This is a genomic window from Saccharopolyspora sp. NPDC002686, assembly GCF_040295745.1.
In the GTDB taxonomy this organism is placed as follows: Bacteria; Actinomycetota; Actinomycetes; order Mycobacteriales; family Pseudonocardiaceae; genus Saccharopolyspora; species Saccharopolyspora oryzae.
This window is the reverse complement of sequence record NZ_JBEOVY010000247.1, coordinates 1-11,762: the sequence shown is the minus strand read 5'-3', so window position 1 is coordinate 11,762 and position 11,762 is coordinate 1. Positions and strand designations below refer to the sequence as shown.

General features: G+C 71.3%; 10 protein-coding genes. 5 read left to right on the top strand and 5 right to left on the bottom strand.

What is annotated here, in order from left to right; all coding sequences use genetic code 11:
* Positions 1-31: 31 nt before the first annotated feature.
* A complete protein-coding gene (locus tag ABTZ89_RS27095) occupies positions 32-1,510 on the bottom strand; it encodes a S8 family peptidase (protein WP_351049779.1) in 1,479 nt (492 codons plus the stop codon).
* A gap of 173 nt (positions 1,511-1,683) precedes the next feature.
* Between ABTZ89_RS27095 and ABTZ89_RS27090 the strand changes: the two genes are divergently transcribed.
* From ABTZ89_RS27090 to yhjD, 4 genes are all read left to right on the top strand, one after another.
* A complete protein-coding gene (locus tag ABTZ89_RS27090) occupies positions 1,684-4,269 on the top strand; it encodes a bifunctional FO biosynthesis protein CofGH (RefSeq protein WP_351049776.1) in 2,586 nt (861 codons plus the stop codon).
* A gap of 278 nt (positions 4,270-4,547) precedes the next feature.
* The gene (locus ABTZ89_RS27085; protein WP_270948416.1) at positions 4,548-4,772 is read left to right on the top strand and encodes a hypothetical protein; all 225 of its coding nucleotides are present in this window, start codon (positions 4,548-4,550) and stop codon (positions 4,770-4,772) included.
* Positions 4,773-4,906: 134 nt separating this feature from the next.
* The gene (gene trpS, locus ABTZ89_RS27080; protein ID WP_351049773.1) at positions 4,907-5,944 is read left to right on the top strand and encodes a tryptophan--tRNA ligase; all 1,038 of its coding nucleotides are present in this window, start codon (positions 4,907-4,909) and stop codon (positions 5,942-5,944) included.
* A 62-nt stretch (positions 5,945-6,006) separates the two neighbouring features.
* Positions 6,007-7,026 carry an inner membrane protein YhjD gene (gene yhjD / locus ABTZ89_RS27075; RefSeq protein WP_270948414.1) on the top strand — a complete coding sequence of 340 codons (1,020 nt, stop codon included), beginning with the start codon at positions 6,007-6,009 and terminating at the stop codon, positions 7,024-7,026.
* Positions 7,027-7,149: 123 nt separating this feature from the next.
* On the opposite strand, the gene ABTZ89_RS27070 is transcribed toward yhjD, so the two are convergent.
* From ABTZ89_RS27070 to ABTZ89_RS27055, 4 genes are all read right to left on the bottom strand, one after another.
* Entirely contained in the window at positions 7,150-7,875 is a 726-nt protein-coding gene (locus ABTZ89_RS27070) for an alpha/beta fold hydrolase (protein WP_351049769.1), read from the bottom strand.
* A 53-nt stretch (positions 7,876-7,928) separates the two neighbouring features.
* Positions 7,929-8,531 carry a TetR/AcrR family transcriptional regulator gene (locus tag ABTZ89_RS27065; protein ID WP_270948412.1) on the bottom strand — a complete coding sequence of 201 codons (603 nt, stop codon included), beginning with the start codon at positions 8,529-8,531 and terminating at the stop codon, positions 7,929-7,931.
* Complete coding sequence (locus ABTZ89_RS27060; RefSeq protein WP_351049765.1) at positions 8,528-9,973, bottom strand: FAD-dependent monooxygenase; 1,446 nt, start codon at positions 9,971-9,973, stop codon at positions 8,528-8,530. Before ABTZ89_RS27060 ends, ABTZ89_RS27065 begins: the two co-directional genes overlap by 4 nt.
* Positions 9,974-10,054: 81 nt before the next feature.
* Positions 10,055-11,230, bottom strand: a complete 1,176-nt coding sequence (locus ABTZ89_RS27055; RefSeq protein ID WP_351049762.1) for a D-alanyl-D-alanine carboxypeptidase family protein — start codon at positions 11,228-11,230, stop codon at positions 10,055-10,057.
* Positions 11,231-11,387: 157 nt separating this feature from the next.
* On the opposite strand from ABTZ89_RS27055, the gene ABTZ89_RS27050 reads away from it, so the two are divergent.
* A complete protein-coding gene (locus ABTZ89_RS27050) occupies positions 11,388-11,639 on the top strand; it encodes an SCO4848 family membrane protein (protein WP_270948409.1) in 252 nt (83 codons plus the stop codon).
* Positions 11,640-11,762: the final 123 nt, after the last annotated feature.

Sequence of the window (11,762 nt, the reverse complement as noted above, 5' to 3'; positions counted from 1 at the left end):
GTCGTAGAGCTGCTGGTAGGCCGAGCCCAGGTCACCGAAGTTGCCGGACTGCTGCGCCGTAGAAGCCCGCTCCGCTCTTGCCGCCCGCGCAGACCGCGTCCGGCTTGCCGTCGCCGTCCGGGTCGTAGTTCGTCGGGCACTTCAGGGCGTCCGCCTGGTTGGCCAGCGCGCCCATCGTCTGCTGGGCGTTCCACTCCGGGTGGCTGCTGCGCAGCAGCGCGACCACGCCGACCGCGTGCGGACCGGCCATCGACGTGCCCTGCATCCAGCCCCAGCCGCCGCCGGGCACGCTGGAGAGCACCCGGCCGTTCTGCGACGGGGTGTCCGGGATCTGGTTCTTGTCACCGCCCGGGGCGGTCACCGTGATGGAACCCAGCCCGTAGTTGGAGTAGTACGACTTCACCGCGTCGGAGCCCACCGCGGACACCGACACCACGCCCGGCAGCTCGCCCGGCAGGACGTGGCAGTCGTTGCCGGTCATGCGGTCCTGCGTCGGGCCGCCGTTGTTCGGGCTGTTGGTGTCGCGGATCGGCTTGGACAGGTCCCAGTTGCTGTTGCCCGCCGACGTCACGGTCACGACGTCCTTGCCGTTGGCGTAGTCGACCGCCCGGCGCACCGCCTCGGCCGCGGCCTTCTGGTCCGGGTCGGAGTCGCACCACAGGTACCAGGGGTCGACGAAGTAGGAGTTGTTGGTGACGTCGATGTCGTTCTCGGCGGCCCAGATGAAACCGCAGATCGCGTACTCGGGGTAGATGAACCCGCCGTCGTCGATCACCCGCACCGACGCCAGCGAGACGTCCGGTGCGACACCGGCGATGCCGACGCCGTTGCGCGCCGCGGCGATGGTGCCCGCCACGTGCGAGCCGTGGGCCTGCGTCTCGTCCTTCGGCTGCCAGGCCTCCTGGCGGGTGTCCGGAACGCCCTCGTTGGCGCAGCTCACCGACTTGGACAGGTCCAGGTTCGGGCTGAGGTCGGGGTGCGTCGGGTCGATGCCGTAGTCCAGCACGCCGACGGTGACGTCCTTGCTGCCCTGGGAGATCGCGTTCGCCTGGTCGGCCTTGATCTGCCGCATGTCCCACTGCTCGGCTTCCAGCGGTTCCTGGTCGGCCTGCGCGGCGAAGGTGGTGGCGCTGGTGGTGCCTTCGAGCGATTCCAGCCGCATCGACTGCGCCGGCGGGAGCTGCTCGGCGAGGTTGCGGCTGTTCCCGGCCTGTTCGACGCCGGGCTGGTTTCGCACGGCGGCGGCGAATCCGGGATCGGTGGAGGTCGCCACCACGACCCCGATCTGCGGCCAGCTCTGCACGACCGCGCCGCCGACCGCGCGGACCGAGTCCTCGGTCTGCCGCAGGCCGTCACCGGTCGGTCCGACCACGACGAAGTGCGCGGGCGCGGCGGTGGTCGCCGGCGCGGGGGCAGCCGCGCTGACGATTCCGGCCGGCACCAACAGGGCCAGCGCGAGCGCGGAACCGGCGATGCGCGCAGTTCTGCCACTCAGTCCTTTGCGTGACACGTGTCCCTCCTATGGAGACAGAGTGTGTGATCCACCCAGGTATCCGTCGGATTCTGCGCCTGTTCTGACGACCCCTGATAGGGCGAAACGGAGTAATTGCCTTGCCGAAAGTGAGCGCTGGGCCACGTCTTCGGCGGCTGCGCGACGCCCCGCATCGGCCATAGAGTCGCCTGGTGTCGGTCGTAGATCTGCAACTCGCCCAGCCGGAGCCCACCCCGAGCGAATCGGCCATGCGCCGAGCTCTCCGCCGAGCCACCGACGGCGTTTCGCTAGACGCCGCCGAAGCCGCCGTGCTGCTGCACGCCCGGGGCGACGACCTGGAGAAACTGCTGGCCGCAGCGGGTCGCGCGCGGGACGCGCACCTGGTCGCGGAGGGGCGGCCCGGCGTGGTCACCCACGCCCGCAACGTGTTCATCCCGCTGACCCGGCTGTGCCGGGACCGCTGCCACTACTGCACCTTCGCCACCGTGCCGCACCGCGTCGAGTCGGCGTTCCTGGAGCGCGAGGAGGTCGTCGAGATCGCCCGGCAGGGCGCCGCGGCCGGGTGCACGGAAGCGCTGTTCACCTTGGGCGACCGGCCGGAGGCGCGCTGGTCGGCGGCCGCGGAGTGGCTCGAGTCGCGCGGTTATTCCTCCACTGTGGACTACGTGCGGTCCTGCGCGATCGCGGTGCTGGAGGAGACCGGGCTGCTGCCGCACCTCAACCCCGGCGTGCTGTCCTGGTCCGAGCTGACCAGGCTCAAGCCGGTGGCGGCCAGCATGGGCATGATGCTGGAGACCACCGCAGAGCGGCTGTGGCGGGACAAGGGCGGACCGCACTTCGGCAGCCCGGACAAGGAACCCGCGGTCCGGCTGCGAGCGCTGGAGGACGCCGGGCGCGTGGCGGTGCCGTTCACCAGCGGAATCCTCATCGGCATCGGCGAGAACCGCACCGAACGCGCTGAATCGCTGCTCGCGCTGCGCAGCGTCGCCCGGCAGTACGGGCACCTGCAGGAGATCATCGTGCAGAACTTCCGGGCCAAGCCGGACACCGCGATGCGCGACGTGCCCGACGCCGATCTGCAGGACCTGGCCGCCACCGTCGCCGTCGCGCGGCTGCTCATGCCCTCCGGGGTCAGCGTGCAGGCGCCGCCGAACCTGGTCGGCGACCAGCAGCTGCTGATGCTGCGCGCCGGGATCGACGACTGGGGCGGGGTTTCCCCGGTGACCCCGGACCACGTCAGCCCCGAGCACCCCTGGCCCCAGCTGGACGACCTCGCCGCGACCACCGCGGAAGCCGGTTTCGAGCTGCGCGAACGGCTCACCGCCTACCCGCGCTACGTGCGCGCCGGGCTCGCGGGCGACAGCACGCAGTGGCTGGACCTGCGGGTGGCCGGGCACGTCGCGGCGCTGGCCGCCGAGGACGGCCTGCGGCTGCCGGACGCGGAGATCGTCGGCCGCGAGTGGCAGGAGCCGGACGGCGGGTTCGAGTCCATCGGCCGCACCGACCTGCACCGCAGCATCGACACCTCGGGTCGCACCGAGGACCGCCGCGGCGACTTCGACACCGTCTACGGCGACTGGGACGAGCTGCGCGCGCAGGTGCCCGCCGACGCCGCCCCGGAGCGGCTCGACGCCGACGTGCGGGCTGGGCTCCAGCTGGCCGGGTCGGACCCCGCGGCACTGCTCGACGAAGCGAACCACGACGCGGCGATGGCCTTGATGACCTGCGACGGAGCCGCGCTGGACGAGCTCGCGCGGATCGCCGACGAGCTGCGCCGGGAGGTCGTCGGGGACGACATCACCTACGTGGTCAACCGCAACATCAACTTCTCCAACATCTGCTACGTCGGCTGCCGGTTCTGCGCCTTCGCGCAGCGCGAGCGCGACGCCGACGCCTACCGGCTCTCGCCGGAGGAGGTCGCCGACCGCGCCGACGAGGCGTGGCGGGCCGGCGCCACCGAGATCTGCATGCAGGGCGGCATCGATCCGCGGCTGCCGGTGTCCGGCTACGCCGACCTGGTGCGGGCGATCAAGCAGCGGGTGCCGGAGATGCACGTCCACGCGTTCAGCCCGATGGAGATCGTCAGCGCCGCGGCCAAGGCCGGGGTGGGCGTCGCGGACTGGCTGGCCGAGCTGAAGGAAGCCGGGCTGGGCAGCATCCCGGGCACCGCGGCGGAGATCCTCGACGACGAGGTGCGCTGGGTGCTGACCAAGGGCAAGCTGCCTGCCGCCGAGTGGATCGAGGTCGTCAGCACCGCGCACCGGCTGGGCATCCCGTCCTCGTCGACGATGATGTACGGCCACGTCGACACGCCCGAGCACTGGCTGGGCCACTTCCGGACGCTGGCCGGGGTGCAGGACACCGCGGCCGAGCACGGCAACGCCGGGCTCACCGAGTTCGTGCCGCTGCCGTTCGTGCACCGCAACGCGCCGATCTACCTGGCCGGGCTGGCCCGCCCGGGCCCCACGCACCGGGACAACCGCGCGGTGCACGCGATGGCGCGCGTGCTGCTGCACGGTCGCATCGACAACGTCCAGTGCTCCTGGGTCAAGCTCGGCGACACCGGGACGACCGAGGTGCTCAACGGCGGGGCCAACGACGTCGGCGGGACGTTGATGGAGGAGACGATCAGCCGGATGGCCGGGTCCGAGCACGGTTCTGAGCGCAGCGTCGAAGAGCTGCACGAACTGGCTGGTCGGGCGGGTCGTCCGGCGCGGCAGCGGACCACCACCTACGGCCGCGCGGGGCGGGTGCAGCTGGGCATCAGCCAGCCCTGACCCGTTCGAGTGTGTCCCATCTCACGGCTTTAACCGGATCGAGTGGCTGTGAACGCTGGGAAACCGGCCGTCCACCTGCGTCGTTCAAAGATCAACAGACCCGAATTCAGGCGCATTTCTCGGGAAAATATGATCATTCCGTCGTGGTCGGTTTACGCAAAGCGACCACGTGCGTAACGGCCGACCGGTACGGTCCGCCACCAGACTCGGACGAATGCTGACCCGATCGGGTCAACTGTCGTTAGGGAGGCGCGCTCGTGCGTAGCCGAATATCTCGCGTGGCCACGCGAGTCTCCGTGCTCTGCGCTGCCGCCGGAGCGGCGTCGCTGGTGACCGCCACGGCGGCCGCTGCCGACCCGCGGGCGATGGCCGTGAGCGGACCGATGGACTCGTTGGCCACGCCGGTCGGCCTCACCGCAGTCGGGCTCGGTGTGGCCGGCATGGTCGCGGGGGTGTTCCGCAAGAAGAAGGTCACGCCCGAGAACCAGCGCAAGACCTCCTGAACCTCCCGGGCGACGGTCGGTTCAGCCCGGAACCCACGTCCCGGAGCCCGGTCGGTCCAGGCAAAACCGGCACCCCCGCGAGCGCTGCCGGAGGTCGTTCCCACCGGCGGCGCGCGGCTTGCGAGAATCAGCACGTGAGCAGCGACACCGCACCCCAGAACAGCCAGTCCGCGGCCCGGCCGCGGGTGTTGTCCGGCATCCAGCCGACCGCCGACTCGTTCCACCTCGGCAACTACCTGGGCGCCCTGCGGGAGTGGGTCGTCATGCAGGACGAGTACGACGCCTTCTACTGCGTCGTCGACCTGCACGCCATCACCGTCGAGCAGGACCCGGAGCAGCTGCGCCAGCGCACCCGGCTCTCCGCCGCCCAGCTGCTGGCCCTCGGCATCGACCCGGACCGCTCCACGCTGTTCGTGCAGAGCCACGTCCCGGAGCACGCCCAGCTCAGCTGGGTGATGGAGTGCCTGACCGGCTTCGGCGAGGCCGGCCGGATGACCCAGTTCAAGGACAAGTCCGCCCGGCAGGAAGCCGAGCACGTCAGCGTCGGGCTGTTCACCTACCCGGTGCTGCAGGCCGCGGACATCCTGCTCTACCAGGCCGATGCTGTCCCGGTCGGCGAGGACCAGCGCCAGCACCTGGAGCTCACCCGCAACCTGGCGCAGCGCTTCAACTCCCGCTACGGCAACACCTTCACGGTCCCGGCCGCGCACATCCCCAAGGGCACCGCGAAGATCTACGACCTGCAGGACCCGACCTCCAAGATGAGCAAGTCGGTGCCCGCCGGGGTCGTCGAGCTGATGGAGTCGCCGAAGCGCTCGGCGAAGAAGATCCGCTCCGCGGTCACCGACCTGGAGCGCGAGATCCGCTACGACGTCGAGAACAAGCCGGGCATCAGCAACCTGCTGGCGATCTACTCGGCGCTGACCGGGCGCGACATCCCGGAGCTCGAAACCGCCTACGAGGGCAAGGGTTACGGCGACCTGAAGAAGGACCTCGGCGAGGTCGTGGTCGAGTTCGTGACGCCGTTCCAGGACAAGGTCCAGGGCTACCTCGACGACCCGGCGGAGCTGGACAAGGTCCTGCACCGCGGCGCCGAGCACGCCCGCGAGGTGGCGGGCGAAACGCTGCGCACCGTCTTCGATCGAGTGGGCTTCCTTCGACCGATGGGCTGATCTGATCAACTCCGGGTAGCCTGCCACCGTTCGGGGGAAGCCGTTGCGGCGGGAGGTGCACCGTGACCGGGCAGCAGGAGGAGAAACCGGGGCGGCTGGCGCTGCTGCGCCGCAAGCACGGGTGGCTGGACCGGCTGATCCGGGCGTTCGAGCGGTACCAGAAGCAGTACGGCGACTACTACGCCGCGGCGATCACCTACTTCAGCGTGCTCGCCATGGTGCCCCTGCTGATGATCGCCTTCGCGGTCGCCGGTTTCGTGCTGGCGGGCAACCCGGAGCTGCTCGGGCGGCTGCAGGCCTCGATCACCACGGCCGTGCCCAGCCCGGCGATGAGCCAGATGCTGACCGGCGTCGTCGACCAGGCGATCCGGCAGGCCGGGGCGGTCGGGGTGATCGGTCTGCTCACCGCGCTGTACTCCGGGCTGGGGTGGATGACCAACCTCCGCGAGGCGCTCACGGCGCAGTGGACGCAGGTGCCGGACCAGCAGCCGATGCTGCGGCGGATGGTCTCGGACCTGCTGTCGCTGATCGGTCTCGGCGCGGCGATGGCGGTCTCGATCGGGATCAGCGCGCTCGGCGGTCTCGGGCTGCGGCTGTTCGAGCTGGTCGGGATAGAGCACACCGCGGTGGCCCTGCTCGTGCTGCAGGGGCTGACCACGCTGCTGTCGCTGGCGGCGAGCTGGCTGGTGTTCCTGTGGGTGCTGGCCAGGCTGCCGCGCAAACCGGTCACGCTGCGCAGCGCGGTGTGGGGCGCGCTGTTCGCCGCGATCGGCTTCGAGGTCCTCAAGCAGGTCGCGGTGATCTACCTGAACAGCGTCACCACCTCCCCGGCCGGTGCGGCGTTCGGACCGATCCTCGGTCTGCTGGTGTTCGCCAACCTGACCTCGCGGTTCATCCTGTTCGTCACAGCCTGGACGGCCTGCGCCCCGGAGAACATGGAACTGGCGCCGCCGCCCCCGCCGGGCCCGGCGATCATCCGCCCGATCGTCCAGGTCCGCGGCAACCGCATCGGCGCCCGCACCACGGCGGGCCTGGTGAGCCTGGGCGCCCTCGCCGGCTGGGCCTGGCGCCGCCGCCGTTGATCCGCAATTTCAATGGAAATCGGAGGTCCGATTTCCATTGAAATTGCGGGAGTTCTCCACAGGACCCCGGAGCTTTCCCCATGTTTCGGCGTGTCGGGAGACGACATGCCGGGGCGTGCCGGATCAGGTGGCGAGGTCGGCGAGCAGCGCGGCGAGGTCGGTGGGGCGGGAGAACATCGGCCAGTGGCCGGTCGGCAGGTGGTGCACGTCGACTCCGGCCATCACCGCGTACTTCGGATCGCCGCTGTCGACCATGGCTCGCACGTCCTCCGGGGTGAAGGTCGTCGCGATCACCGAGCGCGGCACGTCCGGGAGGACGTCGGGCCGCCGCAGCGGCTGCGTGAGGGTGCCGAACGGCTGCGGGGTGCTCATGGCGCGCATGCGGGCCCGCTGCCCGTCGTCGAGCCCCGCGAGGTCCTCCGGGCCGAAGTCGGGGAGCGGCAGGCGCCAGCCGTCGCCGTCGGACGCGACGCTCTTGCGCCACGCGTCCTGGACTTCCGGCGGATTGGAGTCGAGCACGGATGCCCCGGCCGGCATCGGCCCGGCGTCGACGTAGACCACGCGCGCGATCCGCTCCGGGATGCGGTCGCCGAGGGCCGTGACGGGCACGTTCGCGCCGCTGTGCCCGACCAGCACGACCTCGCGCAGGTCGTCGCCCTCGACGAGCCGCACCAGGTCGGCGATGTGGGTCTCGACGTCCACCTCCGGGGTGGCTTCGCCTGCGCGGTCCGCGAGCCCGGGCAGCGTCACCGGGTGCACGTCGTGCCCCGCCGCCCGCAGTTCCCGCGTCACGTCCTCCCAAGCCCAGGCTCCGAGCCAGAAACCGGGCACCAGCACGAACGTCGCCATCGTCGCTCCTCGTCCTTCGGATGCCTCCGGACAGTAGGGGCCAGGTCCGACAGCTACTCCGGACCGCCGAGGAGTCCGGCGCTGCGGTACACCGATTCGAGGTAGGCGCGGGCCCCCGCGGCATCGAGCGGTTCGGGCTGGACCAGCCGGAACAGCACCGCGCCGACCATCATGTCGATCAGCACGTCCAGGTCGGCGTCGGCCGCGAGCGTTCCCTCGGCCTGCGCGCGCTCCAGCAGCGCCCGGGTGATCCGCCGCCGGGGCAGGACGTAGTTCTCCCAGTAGGTCGCCATCAGCTCCGGGTGGCTGACGCTCGCCCCGAAGACGCGGGCGATCATCGCGCGCAGCCGCGGTTCGGCGATCGCCTCGGCGAGACCGGGCAGGAGTTGCCGGATCAGCGTCGCCACCGGCACGTCGGCGACGTCGGTCGGTGCGGTTTCGGGGATCTCGTCGCGGGCGGACTCGATCGCGGCGGCCAGCACCGCCTCCTTGGAGTCCCACCGCCGGTAGACGGTGAGCTTGCCGACCCCGGCCCGCTTGGCGATCTGCTCGATGCTGGTGCCCTCGACCCCGCCTTCGACGAACAGGTCCAGCGCGGCCCGGAGGATCGCCCGGTCCGCTTCGGGGTTGCGGGGTCGCCCGCGCGTTCCGGTCATGCGGCCCTCCCGGTTCGCAAGGTCGTCCCGAGCCAGCGCGAGAGCTCTGCCGCGCTGGTCCCGCGCCACGCGAGGTGGGCGTCCGGGCGCACCAACCAGATGTCGCGACGCGGGTTCTCGGGCACCAGGTGCACGACGGCATGGCCGATCGGGGTCGGGATTTCCTGGCTGGAAAGCACCGCCCAGCGGCCACCGAGCTCGGAGTGCAAGCGGGTCCGCCGTCCGCTGCCGTCCCGGCACACCAGGTCCGGCACTCGGTCGCCGGGACGCGGGCGAGGTCCGCGCCGGGAGCCGAGCGGGCCGTTGCGGTAGTTCACCCACAGCTGGGACGCCAGCCACGTCCCGCGCTGCTGGAACGGTCCGAGCCTGGCCACCCGCGTGAACAGGTTGCGCACCGATCTGCCGACGACGCCCTCGGCCAGCATGAGCTTGGTGTTCGCCGTGGTACCGCGCAGGACGCTCTCGGCCAGCGGCCGTCGTTCGGCCTGGTAGGTGTCCAGCAGCGCAGCAGCCGCACGGCCCTGCAGCACCAGCGCGAGCTTCCACGCCAGGTTCTCGGCATCACCGATGCCGGTGTTCATGCCCTGGCCGCCGAACGGGCTGTGGATGTGCGCGGAGTCCCCGGCCAGCAGGACCCGCCCGCAGCGGTAGCTGTCGGCCAGCCGGCGGTGGATCCGGAAGGCCGAGGTCCAGGTGGCCCCGCGCAGCCGCGCGTCGGTCCGGCCGGTGCGCTCGGGGAGCAGGCGGCGCAGCTGGGTGAGGACGTCGTCCTCGGCGTGCTCGACGTCGGCCATCAGCCGCCACCGGTCGTCGGTCCCGCTCCGCATCGGCATCGCGATGAACATCCCGTCCCGGGCGAACCAGCTCGACGAGCCGCGCCGGTCCAGGTCCCAGTCGGCGTCCACGTCCGCGAGCAGCCACTGGTCCACCAGCTGCGCGCCGGGGAAGCCGATGCCGGTGAGCTTGCGGACCGCGCTGTGCGCGCCGTCACAGCCCACGACGTAGTCCGCGCGGGCCGTTTCGCCGGAGATCGTCGCGGTCACTCCGCCGGCGTCCGGCACCAGGTCGGTGAGCTCGCGGTCCCACTCGACGGTGCCGCCGAGCTCGGTCAACCGCCGCCGCAGCTCGGCCTCCACCTCGGCCTGCGACACCACGAGCGCGGAGAGCTGTTCGCCCTCGACCTCGCCGAACCTGACGGTGGCGAGGGTCTTGTCTCCGGCGTGCATGGTGATCTGCATGGCCCGGTGCGCGCGGTCGGGCAGGTCGCCGAGAGCGCCGAGCCGGTTCAGCACCTCGACGCCACGTGCGTGCAGGATGTTCGCCCGCGAGGTCGTCGCGGGTCCGGCGGCTCGATCGACGACTCGAACCGGGATGTCGTGCGCTCGCAAGCCGCACGCCAGCGCCAGTCCGGTCGGACCTGCCCCCACCACGAGAACGCCCATCGTCCGCTCCAATTGATTAACGGTACGGGTCCGTTAACTAATAAGACCACGGCCGGCGGCCGACCGGTAGGGCCTTTCGGATCAGGGGTGGTCGTCGCCGCCGCGGCGCCGACGGCGCGCGATGGCAGCCCGGCGGCGCTGCACGACGATCGCGGCGGCGATGGCGACGACCGCCGCGGCCAGCAGCGCCAGCGGTCCGCCGACCGTGCCGAAAATCGAGGCGGCTTCCGGCTGGGCCTGCACCGGCTGGCCGTCCGCCCGGGTCTCGGTGGGTGCGCCCGGGGAAGTGGTCACCAGCTCGCCGACGGCGCTCGCATCGCCCAGGGCGAATCCGTAGTCCAGCAGGTGCATGGTCTGCGCGGACTGCCTGATCGGCTCGTTCTCACCGCGCATCAGCACCGCGACCAGCCGTCGCCCGTCGCGCTCGGCGGCGCCGATGAAGGTGTGCCGGGCGTCGTCGGTGAACCCGGTCTTGCCGCCGATCCCGCCGGGGTAGGCGCGCAGCACCTGGTTGTCGCTCCACACCTCCAGCGGCGGACCGCCCGGCGCGCCCGGCAGGAAGGCCTGGTGGGTGCCGGCGATCGCGGCGAAGGCGGGCTCCTGCATCGCGACCCGGAAGATGGTCGCCAGGTCGTAGGCCGACGTGCTCATGCCCGGACCGTCCAAACCGGACGGTGTCGCGGTGCGGGTGTCCAAGGCGCCCAACGATTCCGCCAACGCGTTCATCTTCTGGACGGTGGTCTCCACACCGCCCATCTTCATCGCGAGCGCGTGCGCGGCGTCGTTGCCGGACCGCAGGATGAGGCCGGTCAGCACCTGCTGGACCGAGTAGGTGACGCCGGGCTCGAGGCCGACCCGGCTGCCCTCCTGGTTCGCGTCCTCCTGGGTGACCACGATCGTGTCGTCCAGGCGGAGTTCGCGGATCGCGGTCAGCGCGGTGAGGACCTTGATGGTGGACGCCGGGCGGTGCCGGGCGTGCGGGTCGTGCGCGGCCAGCACCTCACCGGAGTCCAGGTCGGCGAGCACCCAGCTGGCCGCCGAGACCTCCGGCGGCGGAGCCGGCGCGCCGGGCGGGGCGACGAACCCGCACCCGCTCATCTGGTCGCCGCCCACGGGCGTCTCAGGCACCGGCACGGGCTCCGGGACGGGCTGGCCGGGCGCGGGTACCTCGGAGGTGTCCACCGGCGGCGGAGGCGCCGCGGCAGCGGGGCAACCGTCCTGCGCGTGCGCGGTGCCACCCATGAGCGGGAGCGCCACGCCGAGAGCGCAGATGGCGATCTTGGTGCGAAGCAGGCTTACCGAACCGCGGGCACGTCGAGGCACACGCAGCAGGCTAGCCAATCCGGAACGCCCGCGTCCGGGCAGAGTCCACCCGGACCGGTGGGTGAGGCCGGTTACAGCGGATACTGGCCCCGTGACGATTTCCCGACGTGTTGCGCTGTTCCTGCTGGCCTTCGGCGTGTGGTCCTACCTGCTGTGGCCCAACTTCGTGCGCAACATCTGGAACAGCGACCGGTCCTGGGCGGACGGCTCCCCGACGAGCTACCTGATCGTCCACCTGGTGATCGCGGTGGTCTCCCTGGTCCTGGGCACGATCATCGGCGTCATCGGCTGGCGCGCGTTCCGGGCCACCCGCAAGACGACCGACCAGAACACCAAGGCCTGACGCTCCGTTCCACCTGATCAGCACCCGTGAGTCTTTTGGGACGCCAGGACAGCCCAAAAGACTCACGGGTCCTGACCAGCTGCAGACCGCTCCCCCGAGCACGAAAAACCGGCGCCCACCCCG